Annotated in this window: 21 protein-coding genes; 16 read left to right on the top strand and 5 right to left on the bottom strand. The window is 62.4% G+C overall.

The annotated features are described in order from the left end of the window. Window positions 1-7 precede the first annotated feature (7 nt). Window positions 8-739, bottom strand: coding sequence for a YebC/PmpR family DNA-binding transcriptional regulator (locus ACGLWX_RS04400; RefSeq protein ID WP_396237649.1), 732 nt, complete (start codon window positions 737-739; stop codon window positions 8-10). A 242-nt stretch (window positions 740-981) separates the two neighbouring features. On the opposite strand from ACGLWX_RS04400, the gene ACGLWX_RS04395 reads away from it, so the two are divergent. Further along, complete coding sequence (locus ACGLWX_RS04395) at window positions 982-1,605, top strand: LysE family translocator (RefSeq protein WP_396237647.1); 624 nt, start codon at window positions 982-984, stop codon at window positions 1,603-1,605. 51 nt (window positions 1,606-1,656) lie between these two features. Then, window positions 1,657-2,145 (top strand): glutathione peroxidase, encoded by a 489-nt coding sequence (locus tag ACGLWX_RS04390; protein WP_396237645.1) that lies wholly within the window; start codon window positions 1,657-1,659, stop codon window positions 2,143-2,145. Here ACGLWX_RS04390 and ACGLWX_RS04385 read toward each other — a convergent pair. After that, complete coding sequence (locus ACGLWX_RS04385) at window positions 2,133-2,525, bottom strand: hypothetical protein (protein WP_396237643.1); 393 nt, start codon at window positions 2,523-2,525, stop codon at window positions 2,133-2,135. The two genes, ACGLWX_RS04390 and ACGLWX_RS04385, sit on opposite strands and share 13 nt — an antisense overlap. A gap of 187 nt (window positions 2,526-2,712) precedes the next feature. Between ACGLWX_RS04385 and fabV the strand changes: the two genes are divergently transcribed. From fabV to ACGLWX_RS04365, 4 genes are all read left to right on the top strand, one after another. Next, window positions 2,713-3,915, top strand: a complete 1,203-nt coding sequence (fabV, locus tag ACGLWX_RS04380; RefSeq protein ID WP_396237641.1) for an enoyl-ACP reductase FabV — start codon at window positions 2,713-2,715, stop codon at window positions 3,913-3,915. A gap of 72 nt (window positions 3,916-3,987) precedes the next feature. Further along, window positions 3,988-4,200, top strand: coding sequence for a hypothetical protein (locus ACGLWX_RS04375; RefSeq protein ID WP_396237639.1), 213 nt, complete (start codon window positions 3,988-3,990; stop codon window positions 4,198-4,200). Window positions 4,201-4,330: 130 nt separating this feature from the next. Further along, window positions 4,331-5,293: a PRC-barrel domain-containing protein gene (locus tag ACGLWX_RS04370; protein ID WP_396237637.1), complete on the top strand. Its 963-nt coding sequence runs from the start codon at window positions 4,331-4,333 to the stop codon at window positions 5,291-5,293. Window positions 5,294-5,451: 158 nt separating this feature from the next. Beyond that, window positions 5,452-6,429, top strand: a complete 978-nt coding sequence (locus tag ACGLWX_RS04365) for a GlxA family transcriptional regulator (protein WP_396237635.1) — start codon at window positions 5,452-5,454, stop codon at window positions 6,427-6,429. Between the two features lie 4 nt (window positions 6,430-6,433). Here ACGLWX_RS04365 and ACGLWX_RS04360 read toward each other — a convergent pair whose 3' ends face one another. Continuing rightward, window positions 6,434-7,228 carry an SDR family NAD(P)-dependent oxidoreductase gene (locus ACGLWX_RS04360; RefSeq protein WP_396237633.1) on the bottom strand — a complete coding sequence of 265 codons (795 nt, stop codon included), beginning with the start codon at window positions 7,226-7,228 and terminating at the stop codon, window positions 6,434-6,436. Between the two features lie 303 nt (window positions 7,229-7,531). Between ACGLWX_RS04360 and ACGLWX_RS04355 the strand changes: the two genes are divergently transcribed. Genes ACGLWX_RS04355 through ACGLWX_RS04325 form a run of 7 tightly spaced genes read left to right on the top strand, consistent with a single transcriptional unit; the run spans window position 7,532 to window position 14,689 of the window. Next, on the top strand, window positions 7,532-8,746 hold the full coding sequence (locus ACGLWX_RS04355; RefSeq protein WP_396237631.1) for an aspartate aminotransferase family protein: 1,215 nt from the start codon (window positions 7,532-7,534) through the stop codon (window positions 8,744-8,746). Between the two features lie 38 nt (window positions 8,747-8,784). Beyond that, complete coding sequence (locus tag ACGLWX_RS04350) at window positions 8,785-9,858, top strand: arginine N-succinyltransferase (protein ID WP_396237629.1); 1,074 nt, start codon at window positions 8,785-8,787, stop codon at window positions 9,856-9,858. Beyond that, window positions 9,858-10,901 carry an arginine N-succinyltransferase gene (astA, locus tag ACGLWX_RS04345; protein ID WP_396237628.1) on the top strand — a complete coding sequence of 348 codons (1,044 nt, stop codon included), beginning with the start codon at window positions 9,858-9,860 and terminating at the stop codon, window positions 10,899-10,901. The genes ACGLWX_RS04350 and astA overlap by 1 nt, the downstream gene beginning before the upstream one ends. Then, on the top strand, window positions 10,898-12,385 hold the full coding sequence (gene astD, locus ACGLWX_RS04340; protein WP_396237626.1) for a succinylglutamate-semialdehyde dehydrogenase: 1,488 nt from the start codon (window positions 10,898-10,900) through the stop codon (window positions 12,383-12,385). The genes astA and astD overlap by 4 nt, the downstream gene beginning before the upstream one ends. Then, window positions 12,382-13,737 (top strand): N-succinylarginine dihydrolase, encoded by a 1,356-nt coding sequence (gene astB / locus ACGLWX_RS04335; RefSeq protein ID WP_396237624.1) that lies wholly within the window; start codon window positions 12,382-12,384, stop codon window positions 13,735-13,737. The genes astD and astB overlap by 4 nt, the downstream gene beginning before the upstream one ends. A 44-nt stretch (window positions 13,738-13,781) precedes the next feature. After that, entirely contained in the window at window positions 13,782-14,267 is a 486-nt protein-coding gene (locus ACGLWX_RS04330; RefSeq protein ID WP_396237622.1) for a DUF523 domain-containing protein, read from the top strand. Beyond that, a complete protein-coding gene (locus ACGLWX_RS04325; RefSeq protein ID WP_396237620.1) occupies window positions 14,264-14,689 on the top strand; it encodes a GNAT family N-acetyltransferase in 426 nt (141 codons plus the stop codon). Before ACGLWX_RS04330 ends, ACGLWX_RS04325 begins: the two co-directional genes overlap by 4 nt. A gap of 20 nt (window positions 14,690-14,709) precedes the next feature. Here the strand turns inward: ACGLWX_RS04325 and ACGLWX_RS04320 are convergent, their stop codons facing one another. Continuing rightward, a complete protein-coding gene (locus ACGLWX_RS04320; RefSeq protein WP_396237618.1) occupies window positions 14,710-15,657 on the bottom strand; it encodes an EamA family transporter in 948 nt (315 codons plus the stop codon). An 85-nt stretch (window positions 15,658-15,742) separates the two neighbouring features. Between ACGLWX_RS04320 and ACGLWX_RS04315 the strand changes: the two genes are divergently transcribed. The 3 genes from ACGLWX_RS04315 to ACGLWX_RS04305 all read left to right on the top strand — a co-directional run bounded on the left by ACGLWX_RS04315 (window position 15,743) and on the right by ACGLWX_RS04305 (window position 18,490). Continuing rightward, window positions 15,743-16,225, top strand: a complete 483-nt coding sequence (locus ACGLWX_RS04315) for a MarR family winged helix-turn-helix transcriptional regulator (RefSeq protein ID WP_396237616.1) — start codon at window positions 15,743-15,745, stop codon at window positions 16,223-16,225. 265 nt (window positions 16,226-16,490) lie between these two features. After that, entirely contained in the window at window positions 16,491-18,008 is a 1,518-nt protein-coding gene (locus ACGLWX_RS04310) for a Na+/H+ antiporter NhaC family protein (protein ID WP_396237614.1), read from the top strand. 140 nt (window positions 18,009-18,148) lie between these two features. Then, window positions 18,149-18,490 (top strand): GlpM family protein, encoded by a 342-nt coding sequence (locus ACGLWX_RS04305; protein ID WP_252107093.1) that lies wholly within the window; start codon window positions 18,149-18,151, stop codon window positions 18,488-18,490. Here the strand turns inward: ACGLWX_RS04305 and ACGLWX_RS04300 are convergent. Continuing rightward, window positions 18,478-19,353, bottom strand: a complete 876-nt coding sequence (locus ACGLWX_RS04300) for a LysR family transcriptional regulator (protein ID WP_396237612.1) — start codon at window positions 19,351-19,353, stop codon at window positions 18,478-18,480. The two genes, ACGLWX_RS04305 and ACGLWX_RS04300, sit on opposite strands and share 13 nt — an antisense overlap. Window positions 19,354-19,405 lie beyond the last annotated feature (52 nt).

Raw genomic sequence — 19,405 nt, 5'->3', positions numbered from 1 at the left:
CGCGGAGTTAGCTCGCCTGCTCAGGCAGCTCCGCGCTGTGGAAGACGTTTTGCACGTCGTCCAGGTCGTTGAGCATGTCGAAGAACTTTTCGAACATCACCGCGTCGTCGCCTTGCACCGGGGTAGTGGTCTGGGGCAAAAACTGGATTTCGTCGGCTTCGAAATCGAGCTCGCCAAAGGCGTCGAGCAGCGCCTGCTTGGCCTTGGCGTAGTCGGTGTGCGGAGCGAAAACGGTGATGCGCTCGTCTTCCTGCTCGATGTCGGTGACGTCGACGTCGGCTTCCATCAGCGCCTCAAGCACCGCTTCCTCGTCCTGGCCCTTGAAGGAGAAGATCGCGCAGTGGTCGAACATGTGGCTGACGCTTCCTGGCGTGCCGATCTTGCTTTTGGTCTTGGTGAAGCAGCCGCGCACGTCGCCAAAGGTGCGGTTGGGGTTATCGGTCAGACACTCGACGATCACCATCGCGTTACCCGGGCCAAATCCTTCGTAGCGGGCGGTGGCGAAGTCCTCACCGCCGGCGCCGCTAGCCTTGTCCAGGGCCTTGTCGATTACGTGCGAAGGCACCTGATCCTTTTTGGCGCGCTCCATCAAACCACGCAGCGCCAGGTTGCCGTTGGGGTCGGTGCCGCCAGACTTGGCGACCACGTAGATCTCGCGCCCGTACTTGCTGTACACCTTGGTTTTTGCCGCGGCCGTTTTGGCCATCGATTCCTTGCGGTTTTGAAACGCCCTACCCATGTTAACGTCCTTTCATCGCCAAAGCCGCCTGAACGTCAGGCGCTAGATTCATCAACGCCATGGTGGATCGATACTGCGGGCCGTAGAGCCCGGGTCGATCAACGCCATGGTTCATCAAAAGGGAAAAATTTTACCCAACAGCGTAACATGCTAACAGCGTTATTTAAGACCGCGGGACAAAGAGGTGTTGGCCCCGCTTGAAAGCCGCCCCTGGCGACGATAAAAACGAAAAGGAAGCACGCATGCCGCTGTCACTCTGGCTGTCGCTGGCCGCCATTTGTAGTTTGGGGGCGATGTCGCCCGGGCCGAGTCTGGCGCTCATTTTGCGCCACACGCTGGGCGGAGGCCGGCCAAGCGGGGTGGCCGCGGCGCTGGCCCATGCGTTCGGCGTGGGGATCTACGCGCTGCTGACGGTGCTGGGCCTTGGCGCGCTGATCGTGAATCACCCGGAGCTTTTCAAATGGGTAACTTGGCTTGGCGCCGCCTATTTGGCCTGGCTTGGCATCAAGGCGCTGCGCGCCGGAAGCGCCGGCGTCCTCTCGCCGGGCCACGTGGCCAGCACCCAGCGCCTGGCTGCAAAAGAGGGGCTGCTGGTGGCGCTGGTCAATCCCAAGCTGATTCTCTTTTTCGTGGCGCTGCTGAGTCAGTTCGTGTCGCCGGAGATGGGCCTTTTGGCCAAGCTGATCATCGTGATGACGGCGGTGGTAATCGACGGCGGTTGGTATTTGATCGTCGCGCTGGGACTTTCGCACACCTCCGTGCTGCCCTGGCTTCAGCGCCGCTCGCACTGGATCAACCGAGTAACCGGCGTGCTGCTATTACTGCTGGCGCTGCGCGTGGTGATGGGACCGCTGGTCGAGGCCTGACGCGCCGAGTGATGTAAACGTTTTCAATGGGTTTTCGACAAGGGCTTTGCCATGACCATTTTTGAGCAGGACTGCCATACTCACCAGGGCGAACCGTTCAACCTGCGCGCGCTGAAAGGGCAGGTGCTGCTGGTGGTGAACGTTGCAAGCCAGTGCGGCTTCACCCCGCAGCTCGAGGAGCTCGAAAGCCTTTACAAGCGCTACCGCGACCGCGGCTTCACCGTGCTGGGATTTCCCTGCAACCAATTCGGCCGCCAGTCGCCGGAAAGCGCCGAGGCGTTTTGTAAGTTCGGCGAGCAGCGCTTCGGCGTGCATTTTCCGCTAATGGAGAAGGTGCGGGTCAACGGCCCCGACGCTCACCCGCTGTTCGCCGCACTCAAGCGCGACGCGCCGGGGCTTTTGGGTACCCGCATGATCAAGTGGAACTTCACCAAGTTTCTGGTCGGCCGTGACGGCCGGGTGATCGCGCGCTTCGGCCCCAAGGAGCGCGGTCTGACGCTGCGCCGGGCGGTCGAAGCCGCGCTCGATCAAGAGCCTTGAACGTCGCCGCGCGCGACCATCAGCCGCTGCATCAGCGCGCCCCAGCGGTGGCGCACCATCATCGTGGTCAGGCCCGAAAACAGCGCCCAGCTCTTGCGTCGCCAGCCGCGCAGGCGCAGGTTGTGCGAGACGAGCTGCTGCATCAGCTTGCGATCGTCGAACGCTCTCCATTCGCTGGCAATCGATAGCTGATGGCGCGCCATCACCGGCGCAAGCTCGATGCGAAACATCCACTCGAGCTCCTTGAGCGATAAACCGTGCGCCTGGATCACCTCGATCATGTGCGCGTAGTCGCGCTCGCCGGGCTCGCGGTCGAGCCAGAGCGGGGCGAGGGCGAGCCAAACGTCGCCGCGTTCATCCACTAACTGCTGTGCGTTCATTGAGTCATCACTGCGGGTTGGCCGTCCGAGCATCCGCCTTTACAGGGCCGGATACGTTCACTCGAGTATCCTGACGCGAAAACCCGCCAGGCTCAAGTGCGGACAGCGCAGCCTCGGCCCGCTAGAATAGGCGCCAACGCCACGGGCCTGCCCGTCGATGAACCCCGATTTCGATAAGGAGATCCCAGTGATTATCAAACCCAAAGTACGCGGCTTTATCTGCACTACCACGCACCCCAAGGGCTGCGAGGCGAACGTGCGCGAGCAGATCGAGGCGACCCGGGCTCGCGGGCTCGATAAAAGCCAGGGGCCGAAAAAAGTGCTCGTAATCGGCGCCTCCAGCGGTTACGGGCTGGCGGCGCGCGTCACCGCCGCCTTTGGTTATGGCGCCGACACGCTGGGCGTGTTTTTCGAAAAGCCCGGCACCGAGAAAAAGCCCGGCACCGCCGGCTGGTATAACAGCGCGGCGTTTGACAAGTTCGCCAAGCAGGAAGGCCTCTACAGCAAGGCGATCAATGGCGACGCCTTCTCTCATGAAGCCCGCGAAAAGGCCATCGAGCTGATCAAGCAGGACCTGGGTCAGGTGGATCTGGTGGTCTACTCGCTGGCATCACCCGTGCGCAAGCTGCCGGATACCGGTGAGCTCAAGCGCTCGAGCCTGAAGCCGATCGGCGAGACCTACCGCGCCACCGCGATCGACACCAACAAGGACACCATCATCGAAGCCGAAGTGGAGCCGGCCACGCAAGCCGAGATCGACGACACCATCACCGTGATGGGCGGCGAAGACTGGGAGCTCTGGATGAACGCGCTGGCGGATGCCGACGTGCTGGCCCCGGGGGCGAAAAGCGTCGCGTTCAGCTACATCGGCACCGAGATCACTTGGCCGATCTACTGGCACGGCGCGCTTGGCAAGGCGAAAGAGGACCTGGACCGCGCGGCCACGGCGATCGATGACAAGCTCGGTGAAACCGGCGGCCAGGCAAACGTGGCGGTGCTCAAGTCCGTGGTCACCCAAGCCAGTGCGGCCATCCCAGTCATGCCGCTCTACATCGCCATGGTGTATCGCATCATGAAAGAGCAGGGCGTGCACGAAGGCACCATCGACCAGCTCAACCGCCTGTTCGGCGAGCGTCTCTATGCCGATAAGAGCGCCCAGGGCCTCGACGAGATGGGCCGCTTTCGCCTGGACGATTGGGAACTTCGCGACGACGTGCAAAAAGCGTGTCAGGACCTGTGGCCGGAAGTCACCAGCGAGAATCTTTTCGAGATTACCGACTATGCTGGTTACAAGCACGAATTCCTGAAACTGTTCGGCTTCGAGCGTGAGGACGTCGACTACGACGCCGACGTCGACCCGGAGGTCGATTTCGACGTCGTTTCGCTTTAACGACGCTTTTCAAAAGGCTCGAAGCCTACGAGGCGGGCGCCCAAACCGGGCGCCCGCTCAAAAGGCGAGGCCATGGATACACGCGAAAGCAACACCCGCAGCCAAGAAAAAGAGCACGTACTGGGCCAGCGCCAACCTGAAAGGGCGCCGCAAATGCCCGCCCATCGACAACCCGAAGCCCGGCGTTCGCCCAAAGGGTTTTATAGACTCCTGCCCATTGTCGTCTCCCTACTTGCCGTGGCGCTCGCTCTGTTCATTATCGCGGGCATACTCGCCGGTAAGTGACCCTCACCGACTTTTCAAATGGCACCTGATTTCGCCTGGTGTCGTTGACTGCGCGTGCGCAAAATAAATTGCGTATCGCGGCTTTGCTCACTAGCTTCAATAGAGTCGATCAACTACAAGGAGTCACCCCATGAAACGGACAGCACTGGCGGTCGCCATCGCAGCGATCTGTACCGGCATGTCGTTTGGCGCACTGGCCGAAGAAGAGAGCCAGAGCACCTCCGGCGATTCCATCGAGCAGCAGGAAGCATCCGAGGCAGCTGGCCAAGGCGTGGAGGGTGCGCAAAGCCAGACCAGCACCGAAGACGGCAGCGACCTGCAAAGCGGCGATACCGATATGGAATCGGATGCTGACACGGCTACCGATACCGATATGGAATCGGACTCCGACATGAGCACGGCGGCCGAGCCTGACGCCAACGCGGATACCGACAGCGGCACCGGTAGCGCCTCTGGCGCCGACAACGACACCATGGGTCAGATGAACGGTGATCAGGGTAGCGACATGGATACCGACACCGCAGAAAACGCTGACACTGAAAGCGACGGCCAGATGGAAAGCCAGCCCTCGATCAACTCCGACGACGCCACCGCAGATGAAGCCATGCCGGCGGATGAGTCCATGACCGAAGAGGCCGCCGACGACAGCGAGGGTCAGATGGAGGAGGGCAACCAGAACCGTAGCCCGAACGCCATGGAAGATCCGGACAACCTCGAGCCCGACGAAACGCTCGCCGAAAACGACACTCAGGGCGGCCTGATGTCGCTTACGATCAGCGATGTCGAAGGCATGACGGTGGTCAATCAGGAAGGCGAGGAGATCGGCGAGGTCGATAACGTGGTCGAGCACAACGACTCCGGCGACCTTTACGCCGTCGTCTCCATCGGCGGCTTCTGGGGTTTTGGTGCCACCGACGTGGCGCTGGCGCTGCAGGAGATCAACCTCGAAGACGACCAGCTCGTCATGCAGACCACCTACGGTAGCGATGAAATCGAGTCCGCGACCGAAGAGTACAACGAGGACAACTACAGCGACGTTGACGGCGACATGCAGGTAGGCGAGCTCGCCAACCACCCGAACCGCGGCCAGTAACACGCCGCGTTCGTAGTCAGCGCACGCTGGCGCTAAAACACACAGGGCAAGGGGCTTCCCCTTGCCCTGTTTGCGTTGGCGGCTTTTATCATTAGGCTGCGCTGATTCCCCAAGCGTTATTGGTTAAGATAGCCCTTTGTTTTCAACCGGTCGTTTTCATGGCGCACGCGTCACCCATCGATGCTCCTTCGTCCACTCCCAAGCGATTCGGCGTGCTGCTGCTGCCCGGCTTCTCACTGCTTTCTCACGCCTGCCTGGTCGAGCCGCTGCTGCTGGCCAACCAGCTAAGCGGCCAACGCCGCTATCAGGTGGTCTCTCTCGGTCTTGAAAAGGGCAGCGTGCGCAGCGCCGCTGCGCTCAGCGCCGAGGTCGAGTTCGGTCTCAACGACGGCACAGAGGCTTTTGACTGCGTTTTTATCGCCGCGCCTTCACCGCTGCCGTATCCGCTCGGCGCGGCGCTGGTGGGGTGGCTGCGCGCGCTACCTTCCAAAACGGCGCTAGGGGGACTCGCCGGTGGAAGTGAGGTGTTGGCGCGCTGCGGGCTTTTGGATGGCTACCGGGCGACGCTTCCCTGGCAGCGCTTTGCCGCGCTCTCACAGGCCTACCCGGCGGTCACCTTCACCCAGACCCTGTTCGAGATCGACCGCGACCGCCTGAGTGCGGCCGGCGGCACCGCCGCGCTCGATATGGCGCTGACGCTGATTCGCCGCGAGCTGGGGGCCGAGCTTGCCCAGCGGGTTTCCGAGCAGTTCGCCTACGAGCGCGTGCGCACAGCCGACGAGCCCCAGCACGTGCCGCTTCGAAGCCGCCTGGGTCACGCGCCACAAAGCCTGGTGGACGCGGTGGCGCTGATGGAGGCGAACATCGAAGAGCCGTTTTCGACCCTGGAGCTCGCCGAGCATCTAGGCGTGTCGCGCCGCCAGCTCGAACGGCTGTTCAAGAAATACCTGCAGGCGGTACCCAGCCGCTACTATCTGGATCTCCGATTGCAGGCCGGGCGCTCGCGGCTGCGCGAAAGCGACCAGCCGATCGGCGAGATCGCACTGGCCGTGGGTTTTTCCTCCGGGGCGCACTTTTCGACCGCTTACCGCAACCACTTTGGCCTGACGCCCCGAGAGGAGCGGCTGGTGCCCTAAGCGCTTACGCCATGGTATCCACGATACCGCCTTCGACCCGCAGCGCCGCGCCGGTGGTAGCGCTGGCCTGCTCGGAGGCGACGTAGACGCACAGATTCGCGACTTCGTCGGTATCGGCAAGCCGGTGGATGATCGACGAGGGGCGGTTCTCGTCGATGAAGCGCGCCTCCGCCTCTTCGATCGACACGCCTTTCTCGCGCGCCTGCTCTTCGATCATGGCGTTGACGCTTTCCGAACGGGTGGGGCCGGGCAGAATGGCGTTCACCGTGACCTGGGTGCCGGTGAGCACCTTGGCGAGCCCCCTCGACACCGACTGCAGCGCGGACTTGGTCATGCCGTAGTGGACCATCTCGGTGGGAATATTCAGCGCCGATTCGCTGGAAATGAACTGGATTCGGCCCCAGTTGCGATCGCGCATGCCGCGGGCGTAGTGGCGCGACAGACGCACCGCGCTCATCACGTTGGTGTCGAAAAAGCGCTGCCAAGTGTCGTCGTCGGTCTCAAAAAAGTCGCCGGCTTCGAAGATACCGACGTTATTGATCAGGATGTCGGCCTCCGGCACGCGCTCGATCAGCTTTTGGCAGCCGTCCGCGGTGCTCAAATCCACCGCCACGCCGGTGGCGTTGGCGTTTTCGACGTCGCGCCCGAGCGTTTCCAGCGCCTGGTCGATCCGCTCCTTGCTGCGCCCGGTCACCACGACGCTGGCGCCCGCTGCGGCGAGCCCCTTGGCGATCGCGTAGCCAATGCCGCCGGTAGAGCCCGTGATTACCGCGCGTTTACCGCTCAAATCGATCTGCATGCGTTTCTCCTGGGTGGGTCGTCAAAATGGCTCGGGCCGTCGTATTAGCCGGCTAATCATCGCGTTAATCACTATGGTCGCTGAGGCGGGAAAATCAAGCCGGCACTTTCTCTGGCCTTCTCTTTCACAATGTCTTTGGCACTCTTTCAAGCACCCTTTCCGTCATCCTTTCAAAAACGCTGCGCCGTGAGCGAATAACGTAGCGCCAGCGCCGCTTTACATAATTAACCGTCTCATTCGTGAAAGTGCGAAACGTGGCCGGCTGCGTATACTGGAACTCTTTTGCCCCAACCGGAGAGTCACATGAGCCATACGCCCAGCCGTCAGGATTTCGACACCTACATGACCCCCAACTACGCGCCGCAGCAGGTGGTGCCGGTGCGCGGCGAAGGCAGCCGCCTGTGGGATCAGGAGGGGCGTGAGTACATCGACCTGGCCGGCGGCATCGCCGTCAACGCGCTGGGCCACTGCCACCCGGCGCTGGTCGGCGCGCTCAAGGAGCAGGGCGAAAAGCTCTGGCACCTCTCCAACATTTACACCAACGAGCCGGCCCTGGCGCTTGCCCGCAAGCTGGTCGAAAGCACCTTCGCGGAGAAGGTGTATCTGTGCTCCTCCGGCGGCGAGGCCAACGAAGCCGCGCTCAAGCTGGCCCGGCGCTACGCGTTCGACCACTTCGGCAGGCAAAAGGACAAGATCATCTCCTTTCGCCAGTCGTTTCACGGCCGCACGCTCTTTACTGTCACCGTAGGCGGCCAGCCCAAATACTCCGAAGGTTTCGGCCCGGTCCCCGGCGGCATTCAACATGCCGAGTTCAACGATCTGGAGAGCGTGCGCGCGCTGATCGATGACGATACCTGCGCGGTGATGGTCGAGCCGATGCAGGGCGAAGGCGGCATCATTCCCGCTACCCAGGAATTTTTGGAAGGACTTCGCGCGCTGTGCGACGAGCACCAGGCGCTGCTGATTTTCGACGAGGTGCAAACCGGGGTCGGGCGCAGCGGCAAGCTCTACGCCTACCAGCACTTTGGGGTAACGCCGGACATTCTGACCACTGCCAAATCCCTGGGCGGCGGCTTTCCCATGGCGGCCATGCTGACCACCGACAAAATCGGCGCCTCGCTGGGTTTCGGCACCCACGGCTCGACCTACGGTGGCAACGCCTTGGGCTCGGCGGTCGCACTCGCCGCTCTGAAGATCATCGATACCCCGGAAGTGCTCGACGGCGTTCAGGCGCGCCACCAGCTGTTTCGAAAGCACCTGGAGGCGATCAATGAGAAGTACGGCGTGTTCAAGGAGATTCGCGGTATGGGCCTGTTGATGGGCGCGCAGATGAGCGACGCCTTCGAGGGCCGTGCCAAGGATATTCTGCCGCTGGCGATCGAAGAGGGGCTGATGGCGCTGATCGCCGGGCCCAACGTGCTGCGTTTGGCGCCGTCGCTGGTGATCCCCGAGGCGGATATCGAGGAGGCCATGGCGCGGTTGGAGCGTGCGATCGAACGCCTCGTCGCGCAGTCATGAGTGGGGACGGTCCGGCCCTGACGCCAGGGAGGCTGAGTATGCGAATCGTGCGCCCGGTGGCGATGACGGATCTCGACGCGCTGATGGCGCTGGCCGAGAACGCGGTGCCGCGGCTGACCAACCTGCCGGCCAACCGGGCGCGCCTCGAGGAGCGCATCGCGCGCTCGCTTGAGGCGTTTGCTCGTGAGGCGGAGTTTCCCGGCGACGAACACTACATGTTCGTGCTGGAGGACACCGGCGCCGAGAACGAGGCCGAGCGGGTGCTGGGCACCGCCACCATCCGCGCCCAGGCCGGGGCGACGGATGCCTACTATACCTACCGCCAGGAGACGCTGATCCATGCCTCCCAGCAGCTCAACGTGCGCCGCGAGGTACAAACCCTTGCGCTCTCCCACGAGGTGTCGGATGCCACGCTGTTATGCGCGTTCTCGCTGAACCCGCGCTATCAGGGCACCAGCGCCGAGAGCCTGCTGCGTCGCGCAAGGCTTTTGTTCATCGCCCAGTACCCGGAGCGCTTCTCCAACATTTTGGCGGTAGCGTTTCCGGGCTATCTCGATAGCCAGCAGCAATCGCCGTTTTGGGAGAGCGTGGGCAATCACTTCTTTGCGCGCAGCTTTCAGGAGATCAACCACATCGCTGGCATGCGCTCGAAAAGCTTTATCGCCGAGGTGATGCCGCAGTTTCCGCTGTATCTGCCGCTGCTCACGCCCCAGGCCCGCGCGGCGATCGGCCGCGAGCACCCGGCCCATGAAGGCCCGTTGCAGGAAATGTTGGCGGAAGGCTTCGCGCGCTCGCGCCACGTCGACATCTTCGACGCCGGCCCGATCGTTAAGGCCGAGCGCGAGCGCCTCGAAACCTTTCGCCAGGCCAGCTGGCACCCGGTGCGTATCCGCCCGGAGCACACCCTGCCGGACGCCGAGCCCGCGCTGATCGCCAACCAGAGCGCGGCGTTTCGCTGCCTGGTGGCGCGCTACGCGCTCTCGCCCACCGGCCAGCTCATGCTCAGCCCCGAGCACGCCGAAAGGCTCGGCGTGGAGGAGGGGCGCGCGGTGCTGGTGGCGCCGCTGACGCTTCCCGGCGCTCAGGACGTTCTCGACGAGGGAGAGATGTAATGCGCATTCGACCCATTGCCCGCGGCGATATCGACGGCCTGCAGATGCTGGCGCAGCAAACCGGCGTTGGCTTTACGTCGCTTCCGGACAACCGCGAGTTTCTGGCCGGCAAGATCGAAACCGCTGCCCGCGCTTTTGAGGAGCGCACCCCGGTCGACGACCGGCTCTACTTCTTCGTGCTCGAGGACGACGCCACCGGCGAGCTCGCCGGCTGCTGCGCCATCGAAGGCCAGGTCGGCCGTGAAGTGCCGTTTTACCACTACCGGCTTGGCACGCTTGCGCACTCCTCAATTCAGCTCGATCTGCACCGGACCATCGACACGCTGTTTTTGAGCTCGGACCACACCGGCGACGCCGAGGTGTGCTCGCTCTACGTGCGCCCGGAGTATCGCGGCGAGGCGAACAAGCACCTGCGCTGCGGCGCGCTGCTCTCCAAGGCGCGCTGGCTTTTCATCGCCGAGTTTCGCGACCGCTTCCCAGACAAGGTGCTGGCGGAGATGCGCGGCGTGTTCGACGATAACCACCAGAGCCCGTTCTGGGAGAGCCTGGGTAAGCACTTCTTTCCGATGGATTTCAACGAGGCCGACCGGCTCACCGGGCTTGGCCAGAAAAGCTTCATCGGCGAGCTGATGCCGAAATTTCCCATCTACACCACCTTCATGTCCGAGAAGGCGCGCGCCTGTATCGGCCAGGTCCACCGCGACACGCGCCCGGCGCTCGAAATGCTCAAGAAAGAGGGGCTACGCTGGGAGGGCTATATCGATATTTTCGACGGCGGCCCGACCGTGGAGGCCTATATCGACGACGTACGCGCGGTGCGCACCTCCGAGGTTTACTCGGTGGAGATCGCGCGCGACCCGGGCGTCCAAAGCGTTAGCCGCTGGCTGGCGGCCACCACTACGATCGGCGCGTTTCGAGCCGCCTGGCTGGGCCGCGGCCCGGGTGACAGCGGCACGATCGTGCTCAGCGAAGAGGAAGCGCGGCGCCTGGACGTCGGCGCCGGCGACACGCTCAGACTACTCGATACTCAGGAGGCGTCATGACCGCACAACCATTCAGCGCAAAGGCGCAGCAGTTGATCGACGGCCGCTGGCTTGCCGGTGACGGCGCGCGCTTTAGCAAAACGGACCCGGTCGGCGGGCAGACGCTCTGGCAGGGCGAGGCCGCAAGCCCCGCCCAGGTCGGCCAGGCCGTCGAGGCGGCGCGCGCGGCGTTCAACGCCTGGGCGCGCACGCCATTTGAGCAGCGCCTGGCACTGGTCGAGCGCTTCGCCGAGGTGCTCAAGCAGAGAAGCGAAGAGTTGGCCGTAGCGATCGCTTCGGAAACCGGCAAGCCGCTTTGGGAGGCGCGCACCGAAGCCGGCGCCATGGTCGGCAAGGTCGCGCTGTCGGCAAAGGCCTACCAGGAGCGCACCGGCGAGCGCGAAAAAACGGTGGGAAGCGCCAGTGCCGTGTTGCGCCACCGGCCCCACGGCGTGATGGCGGTGTTCGGCCCCTACAACTTCCCAGGCCACTTGCCCAACGGCCATATCGTGCCGGCGCTTCTGGCGGGCAACGCCGTGGTCTTCAAGCCCAGCGACCAGACCCCGCTCACCGCGGATCTGACGCTGCAGTGCTGGCAAGAGGCGGGCCTGCCGAATGGCGTGATCAACCTGGTGCAGGGTGGTGTCGAGGTGGGCCAGGCGCTGGCCGGCGACGCCCGCATCGACGGGCTGCTGTTTACCGGCAGTGCAAAGGTGGGGGGAATGCTGCATCAGCAGTTCGCCGGCCAGCTCGACAAGATCCTCGCGCTCGAGCTTGGCGGCAACAACCCGCTGGTGGTCAAGGATGTGCAGGACGAGCGCGCCGCCGTACTGACCATTTTGCAGTCGGCGTTTCTCTCCGGCGGCCAGCGCTGCACCTGCGCCCGACGGCTGATGGTGCCCAAGGGAGCGGAGGGCGATCGCCTGATCGAGGCGCTCTCGAACGCCATCGATAACCTTCACGTGGCCGGGCAGTTCGAGGAGCACCCGGCGCCGTTCTACGGCGGGCTCGTTAGTCTGGCCGCCGCCGACGGCCTGCTTGACGCCCAAAAAGCGTTAGAGGCCCATGGCGCGCGCGTGATCAACCGCATGAAGCGTACCCAAAAAAACACGAGCCTTCTAAGCCCGGCACTGATTGATGTAACCGGACTTACAGTTCCCGACGAGGAGCACTTCGGCCCGCTGCTAAAGGTTCATCGCTTCGATGACTGGGACGAGGCGATTGCGCTTGCCAACGACACCCGCTACGGGCTTTCCGCCGGGCTGATCGGCGGCGACCAGGCCGACTGGGACGATTTTCTGCTGCGTATTCGCGCGGGTATCGTCAACTGGAACCGCCAAACCACCGGCGCCTCCGGTGATGCGCCCTTTGGCGGCGTAGGCGACAGCGGCAACCACCGCCCCAGCGCCTTTTACGCGGCGGATTACTGCGCTTACCCGGTGGCCTCGATGGAAGCCGAGTCGCTGGAGATGCCGGAAACGCTGCCGCCAGGTATCACATTATGAGCCGCGGGGATGAAAGCGTCAGGGAGATCAATTTCGACGGACTGGTCGGCCCAACTCACAACTACGCGGGCCTGGCCGCCGGCAACCTGGCCTCCCAGCGCCACGGCGGGCTCACCGCCAACCCGAAAGAGGGTGCGCTGCAGGGGCTTTTGAAGATGAAATCGCTGATGGAGGCAGGCTACGCTCAGGGCGTGCTTCCGCCCCAGCAGCGCCCAGACATCGGCGCGCTGCGTGAGCTGGGCTTTAGCGGTAGCGACGAAAACGTCCTGGCGCGTGCCGCGTGCGACGCCCCACAGCTTCTGCGCGCGGTGTGCTCGGCCTCCAGCATGTGGACGGCCAACGCCGCCACTGTTACCCCCGGCATCGACGCGCCGGACGGCCGCGTTCATTTCACCCCGGCCAATCTGCAGTCCAGCTTTCACCGCTTTCTAGAGCCAGACACCACCGCTCGCGTGCTGAAGGCCGTTTTTCAAAACGAGCGCCACTTCGCCCACCATCCAGCGCTTCCGGCCACGCCCGCGTTTTCCGATGAAGGCGCGGCGAACCATACAAGGCTTTGCGGTGAGCACGGCGAAGTCGGCGTGCATCTATTCGTCTACGGCCGCAAGGCGTTTGATGCCGGCGCGCGCGCGCCGACTCGCTACCCGGCGCGCCAAACGCTTGAGGCAAGCCAGGCCGTGGCCCGACAGCACGGCCTGAGTGAGGCGCAAACCGTGTTCGCCCAGCAGCACCCGGAGGCGATCGACGCTGGCGTGTTCCATAACGACGTGATCGCCGTGGGCAACGGCCCGGTACTGCTCTATCACGAGCTGGCCTTTCTGGACGAAGAGGGCATCTTGGAGGCGCTGCGCGCCAAAATGGCCACGCCCCTGATCCCGGTGCGCGTGCCGGTCGAGGCGATCAGCCTTGACGACGCCGTCGGCTCGTATCTCTTCAACTCGCAGCTTCTTTCCAACCCGGACGGCAGCATGACGCTGGTGGTCCCTGGCGAGTGTCAGGAGAACGAAACGGTATGGCGCGTGATTCAGGACCTGATTCTTGCGGGCTATAATCCGATTTCCGAGGTGCTCGTCAAGGATGTCAAGCAGAGCATGCAAAACGGCGGCGGCCCGGCCTGTCTGCGCCTGCGCGTGGCGCTCTCGAGCGCCGAGCGCGAGGCGATTGATGCCCGCGTGCTGCTGACGCCCGCGCTGTTCGAGGACCTGACCGCTTGGGTCGAGCACCATTACCGCGACCGGCTGGCACCCAAGGATCTGGCCGACCCGCAGCTTGCACGCGAGTCGCTCGCCGCCCTCGATGAGCTTACAAAACTGCTCGAAATGGGATCGGTGTATCCGTTTCAGCTGGGGTAGCGCGTCGGCAAACCCATATCGAAAAACGCTTTGGAGAAGTGAACGTGCACTACGTGTTGGTCAGCGCCTGCCTGCTGGGCAAGAAGGTCCGCTACGACGGTCAGGCGCTGACGGTTGCCGATGAAATCCTTGAGCAGTGGCGGGCTGAAAAGCGCATCGTGTCGGTGTGCCCCGAGGTCGAGGCGGGCATGAGTACGCCGCGACCGCCGGCGGAGATCATCGCCGGCGACGGCGCAAGCGTGCTGGCGGGCGAGACCCAAGTGTGGGAAAACGAGGGGCGCGATGTCACCGCCGATTTTATCGAGGGGGCGTCGATAGCGCTCGAAAGGTGCCGACGATTCGGTATAAAGGTTGCCGTGCTGGCCGAGTCCAGCCCCTCCTGCGGCAGCACGACAATTTATGACGGCCATTTTGCCGGCCACAAGGTAGCCGGCATGGGCGTTACCGCCGCGCTTTTGCGCCAGCACGGCGTGCGCGTGTTCAGCCAGCACGACATCGCCCGCGCGCACCTGGCGCTGCTCGACGCGTGACGCCGCTCATCCAGCCCACCCGCGACCGCGCGTTCGCCTCCAGGCTCATTCAGCGCAACATGGCCGGCTATTACGAGGCGCTAGGCATGCACTGGGAGGAAGCGCTGTTCGCGCGCCAGTGGCGCGAGATGGAAAGCTACCAGCTCGTGTTCGACGACCGCCCGGTCGGGCTTTTATGCCTCGACGCTTTTGATGATGCGTGCCATATCCGCGAGCTTCAAATCGACCCGGCGTGGCAGCGCTGCGGGCTAGGCGCGGCGGCGCTCGATTTTGCCCTTTCGCGGGCGGGGCAGGTGGGCAGCGCCGCGCTACGCCTCAAGGTGTTCTGCATCAATCCGGCGGTCGCGTTCTACGCGCGTCACGGGTTTCGAATCGTCAAAACCGAGGTCAACGTTCATTTCATGCAGCGCCGCCTCGTCTAAACGCCGTTAAGACTTTCGAGCTATCGACCCGACTTGGCAAAGCGAGACCAAATTCCCGCCTTGCTGAGGTTCAAGAGCGCAATCCCTGTGCCAATCAGCAGCGCTCCCATCAGTAATCCATCCGGGGCGCTTTCGCCCTGAACAAGGATCGCCACCGGCACGCCGAACAGCGCCCCCACCGACCCCAACAGGCTCAAAAGCACCGGGCCGCCGCTTTTTTGTAGCAAGAAAAGCAGCAGAAACTGCCCGGCGAACACCGCTGCCTGAAGCGCGATCAACAGCGCCACGCTCGCCCGAACGGGCACTGCGAGCGTAAAGCCGGGCAGCAGGCTGACGCCCAGCAATAGTGCTACCGCAGCCACCAGCATGCCCGGCGCCAGGGCTTCGCCGGCTACCCCCGGCGGCCAGCGCAGCGTGCGATAAAGATTGCCAATCGCCAGCAGCACCGGGCCGAGCAGTGCAAGCAGTATCCAGCGAACGTCTGCCTCCGGGGTGGCGATCTTGTGCGCGGCGAGGGTCATCGCTCCCGCCAGTGCCAGGAGCACGCCCAGGCCGCGGCTTGGCTGAAAGCGCTCCATCTTCAGCGCCAGCGCGCCGAGATAGGTCAAAAGCGGCGGCAGGGTGATGACCAACGCCACGAAACCGGCGCCGATATGCGCAATGGCCGAGAAGAACAGCAGGTTGGAGCCCGCCACCCCCACCAGCGCCGACACCGTGTAGTACTCGAGCGTGCGGGCGTTGACCGGCGGTAGCCGGCCGCGCGCGGCGGCCAGCGCCAGCAGAATCAGCGCCGCCCCGAAAAGTGACCAGAACAGAAACGCCAGCGGCGACAGCGCCATCTCGCCGGCTTGCTTGGCCAGGTTGGTGGAAAGACCCAGCAGTGAACCCCCGGCGAGCAGATAGACGAGCGGGGCGAGACGTCTTGAGGAAAAGGCCTTATCGGTAAAATCGGAGCGGATTGGCGGCATGAGGACATCCTGTTCAAATATCTTGATATCAAGGTATCTGTTTTTTTATCTTGACGTCAAGATAAAAAGTCGTAAGCTCGCAGCCATGGATCATGTCGATAGAATACTTTTGCAGTGGCAGCGCCAGCGCCCTGAGCTCGATGTGGCGCCGATGGGCACGCTTGGCCGCCTCAAGCGGCTCAACCAGGTGCTGATGCGCGCCATGGAGAAAACCTGGGAGCCGTTTGGGCTAAGCGAGTCGAGCTTCGACGTGCTCGCCACGCTCCGGCGCGAAGGCCCACCGTTTGCGCTGTCGCCGAGCGCGCTGATGGCCTCCACCATGGTCACCTCCGGCACCATGACCCACCGCCTTCAGCAGCTCGAAAAAGCCGGGCTCATTGAGCGGGTGAAAAACCCCGAGGACGGGCGCGGCTTTCTGATTTCGCTCTCAAGCGAGGGCTTCGCGCTGATCGACGACGCCGTGACCGCCCACGTCGAAACTCAAAAAACTCTTGTGAGCGGCTTAAATGACGATGAGCTTGAACAGCTCGATGATTTGTTAAGGCGACTTTTGGACCCTTTATCGTGAAAAAGTGGAAATCGATAGTTAAGCGTTTTTGCATAAGTGATTGATTATATTCTCACGGTATAAGATATTGTGCGCCGAAATGAGCGAGGGGAAGTGGCGCGAATTTATTGGAAGTTTTTTGAAAATCTTGTAACGCTAATCGAATCCGCTAATGCTCGCCTTCATGAGTATCCGTCGCCCTGAAAAGGACGTTTGAGCCATGAATGGCGCTTGTCTCGTTCATTTTCCCCTGTCAATAAAGATGATCTCATCAGGAGTAAATGATATGGAGAATATGGGATTCGTCTCCCTGGTTCCCCCGCTTTTGTCCATTGCGCTTGCCGTTACGTTCAGAAACGTCATCCTTTCGCTTTTTGCGGGCCTTTTCACGGGACTTTTGATCCTTTCGGGCGGTAATCCGCTTGAGGCAACCACCAGTACCATCCGCGACTACCTCACCCCACAATTGACGGATAGCTACAATGCAGCCGTGATTGTCCTGCTGTTCTTTATCGGCGGATTTGTGTCTTTGGTAGAGCATTCCGGTGGGGGCGCGGCAATGGCAGGCAGGACCATTACCTATCTGAATACCAAAGCCAAGACGCAGGTGGCGGCCTGGTGTGGTGGCCTGATCATCTTTTTTTCCGATATGGGAACACCCTTGATTGTCGGGCCCGTATTCGAAAAGATCTTTGACAAGGTCAAGGCATCGCGTGAAAAGCTTGCCTGGATACTGGACTCTACATCGTCGCCGGTCGCTATTTTGATTCCCTTTATTGGCTGGGGGGTCTATATCATGGGACTCATTGGCGAAGAGTTTGGGCACCTGGGAATTGCTACCTCGGAATTCAGTGCTTTTGTACAGGCGATACCGTTTCAGTTTTATGCGATTTTGACCGTGCTGGCGATCCCTGCGGTTGCTATCGCGGGGATTGATTTCGGTGCCATGAGTCGAGCGGACCAGCGCGTTAAGGATACAGGTCAACTCTACTGGCCAGGCTCAACGCCATTACGTAATGTAGATACCGATCATGCGCATGCCGGTGTTGCAAGCCACTCTTCACTGATCTGGCTGCCGTTAAGCGTTCTTTTTGTGACTCTGTTTGGTCTTCTCATCGCCGCTGGGTTTCCGTTTGAGACAGTGCCCGGCAGCCAGTTTCGCGTGGCGCTGAGCACGGCCTATCTCTTTGCGTCAGTCGTGCTAATTGCGATGATGCTCTTGTTCAAGGTCAAGCGTCTGGTGGCCATCTTTGATACCTATCTTGGCGGCATGCAGAAAATGGTCAATGTCGTACTGATCCTCGTGCTTGCCTGGTCACTGGGGTCGCTGCTCAAGGAAATGGGGACCGCAAGCTATATCGTGGAATTGACGAAAGGCACAATACCGCCGTTCATTGTTCCTGCTATTGTTTTCCTTTCGGCGGCGGGCATGTCCTTTGCTACGGGTAGTTCCTGGGGGACCTTCGCGATCATGCTACCCTTGGCCATACCAATGGCGGCGGGCCTGGAGGCACCCATTATCGTCAGCATCGCGGCGGTATTGTCGGGCGGCATCTTTGGTGATCACTGCTCACCGATTTCAGATTCAACCATTCTGGCCTCGACTGGCGCAGGGTGCGATCACATCGACCATGTTAAGACGCAGTTGCCCTATGCACTGGTTAATGGCGCAATTGCACTGGTCTCCTTTCTTATCGCCGGTATAACGCAAAGTAGCTTTACTGTCATCATCAGTATCGCCGCGATGATCGTTATTTTCTATTGGCTAGCGAAACGGCAGAATAGAAAGGCGCTAGGACATTAGACATGTGCACGCGTATATCCAATGGGTAAACAAGACGCGTCGGGCTTGAGGGCCGCGCGTCGAGTTCGATGCGCGGCTCATTAAGTCGCTGGCCGAGATCGAGTGATCGGCTCATGAATCTCTAAGGGTGGAGAAATGCGATGGCGCTTTTGTTGAAATGTCTGCTCGGCGCGCTGGCGGTGCTGCTCATCGCACTTTTGTCGCGGACCAAAAGCTTTTTCATCGCCGGGCTGGTGCCGCTGTTTCCCACTTTTGCGCTGATTGCGCACTACATCGTCGGTAGTGAGCGCGGTATGGCGGATCTGCGCACCACCGCGCTGTTCGGCCTCTGCTCGCTGATTCCCTACGCGGCCTATCTCGCCGCCATCTACTACGCCAGCTACCGGCTCACCCTGACCGGCACGCTGACCGCCGCTACCCTGGTCTGGCTGCTCTTCGCGCTGCTTTTACTGTGGGGCTGGACGCGCTTCTATTCCGGCTGAGCGAGGCGCTGGCGCACGCCGTCGGTGACCGCTTCCATGAAGGCGCGCACCCGCGCCAGGTGGCGAAGGTCTGGATGGGTGAGCAGCCAAAGCGGCGTGGCAAGCGCCTCGACGGGATCGCTCAGGCGTAACAGGGTGCGGTCGGCGTCGCCCAGGTAGCAGGGCAGCACCGCCACCTCGTCGCCCAGGCGCAGCGCGTGTTGGATCGCCAACAGGCTATCCAGCCAGTAGACAACGTGCTTGTCCGTCATCCATTTTTCCAGCGCGGGATCGCCCATGTGCGCGTCCGGCCCGATCCAGCGCGCCGCGGCAAGCCTGTCACTCGAGGCGGCTTCCCAGCGCTGGCGCTGGCCGTAGACCGCCAGCGCCAGCGTACCCAACTGGCGACCGACCAGCGTTGGCGGCGGCGCGTGGGTCGGGCGCAGGGCGATGTCGGCCTCGCGATGCGAAAGGCTGTGACGCTGATTGGAGATGGCGACTTCCAAGCGGATCTCCGGGAACGCTCGACGAAAGTCGGCAAAGACCGGACTCAATAGCCCCGCGAACAGGGTGTCGGTGGTAGTCACGCGCAGGCTGCCCGAAAGCTTTAAATCCTGGCCGGCGAGCCGGCGCTCGGCGCGGTGAATCTCCTCTCGCACCCGCTCGGCGCTGGCCGCCAGCTCCTCGCCGGCGAGCGTCGGCGTATAGCCGTGGCGATGGCGCTCGAACAGGGTAACGTTCAGGCGCTGTTCGAGCGCGGCGAGCCGTCTGAACACAGTGGCGTGGCTTAAGCGAAGCGCGCGGGCCGCGCCGGAAAGCGAGCCCGCCTGCGCTACGGCCAGCACCAGCTGCAGATCATCCCACTTCATGTGCTGTGCATTCATGCAAACCCGATTGTCGAAATTGGCGAATGTTGTTGCAATAGCGTACAGGGTA

This window comes from Halomonas sp. HMF6819, from assembly GCF_044335525.1.
In the GTDB taxonomy this organism is placed as follows: Bacteria; Pseudomonadota; Gammaproteobacteria; order Pseudomonadales; family Halomonadaceae; genus Vreelandella.
This window is presented reverse-complemented; position numbering and strand designations above follow the sequence as displayed.

What these genes read in the sequence shown, in the direction of transcription:
- ACGLWX_RS04320 (WP_396237618.1), bottom strand. Translation starts at nt 15,657, where the DNA reads ATGCCGCCAATCCGCTCCGATTTTACCGATAAGGCCTTTTCCTCAAGA.
- ACGLWX_RS04375 (WP_396237639.1), top strand. Translation starts at nt 3,988, where the DNA reads ATGGATACACGCGAAAGCAACACCCGCAGCCAAGAAAAAGAGCACGTA.
- astA (WP_396237628.1), top strand. Translation starts at nt 9,858, where the DNA reads ATGCGCATTCGACCCATTGCCCGCGGCGATATCGACGGCCTGCAGATG.
- ACGLWX_RS04310 (WP_396237614.1), top strand. Translation starts at nt 16,491, where the DNA reads ATGGAGAATATGGGATTCGTCTCCCTGGTTCCCCCGCTTTTGTCCATT.
- ACGLWX_RS04315 (WP_396237616.1), top strand. Translation starts at nt 15,743, where the DNA reads ATGGATCATGTCGATAGAATACTTTTGCAGTGGCAGCGCCAGCGCCCT.
- ACGLWX_RS04365 (WP_396237635.1), top strand. Translation starts at nt 5,452, where the DNA reads ATGGCGCACGCGTCACCCATCGATGCTCCTTCGTCCACTCCCAAGCGA.
- ACGLWX_RS04395 (WP_396237647.1), top strand. Translation starts at nt 982, where the DNA reads ATGCCGCTGTCACTCTGGCTGTCGCTGGCCGCCATTTGTAGTTTGGGG.
- ACGLWX_RS04400 (WP_396237649.1), bottom strand. Translation starts at nt 739, where the DNA reads ATGGGTAGGGCGTTTCAAAACCGCAAGGAATCGATGGCCAAAACGGCC.
- ACGLWX_RS04370 (WP_396237637.1), top strand. Translation starts at nt 4,331, where the DNA reads ATGAAACGGACAGCACTGGCGGTCGCCATCGCAGCGATCTGTACCGGC.
- astD (WP_396237626.1), top strand. Translation starts at nt 10,898, where the DNA reads ATGACCGCACAACCATTCAGCGCAAAGGCGCAGCAGTTGATCGACGGC.
- ACGLWX_RS04385 (WP_396237643.1), bottom strand. Translation starts at nt 2,525, where the DNA reads ATGAACGCACAGCAGTTAGTGGATGAACGCGGCGACGTTTGGCTCGCC.
- ACGLWX_RS04355 (WP_396237631.1), top strand. Translation starts at nt 7,532, where the DNA reads ATGAGCCATACGCCCAGCCGTCAGGATTTCGACACCTACATGACCCCC.
- ACGLWX_RS04305 (WP_252107093.1), top strand. Translation starts at nt 18,149, where the DNA reads ATGGCGCTTTTGTTGAAATGTCTGCTCGGCGCGCTGGCGGTGCTGCTC.
- ACGLWX_RS04350 (WP_396237629.1), top strand. Translation starts at nt 8,785, where the DNA reads ATGCGAATCGTGCGCCCGGTGGCGATGACGGATCTCGACGCGCTGATG.
- ACGLWX_RS04390 (WP_396237645.1), top strand. Translation starts at nt 1,657, where the DNA reads ATGACCATTTTTGAGCAGGACTGCCATACTCACCAGGGCGAACCGTTC.
- astB (WP_396237624.1), top strand. Translation starts at nt 12,382, where the DNA reads ATGAGCCGCGGGGATGAAAGCGTCAGGGAGATCAATTTCGACGGACTG.
- ACGLWX_RS04360 (WP_396237633.1), bottom strand. Translation starts at nt 7,228, where the DNA reads ATGCAGATCGATTTGAGCGGTAAACGCGCGGTAATCACGGGCTCTACC.
- ACGLWX_RS04300 (WP_396237612.1), bottom strand. Translation starts at nt 19,353, where the DNA reads ATGAATGCACAGCACATGAAGTGGGATGATCTGCAGCTGGTGCTGGCC.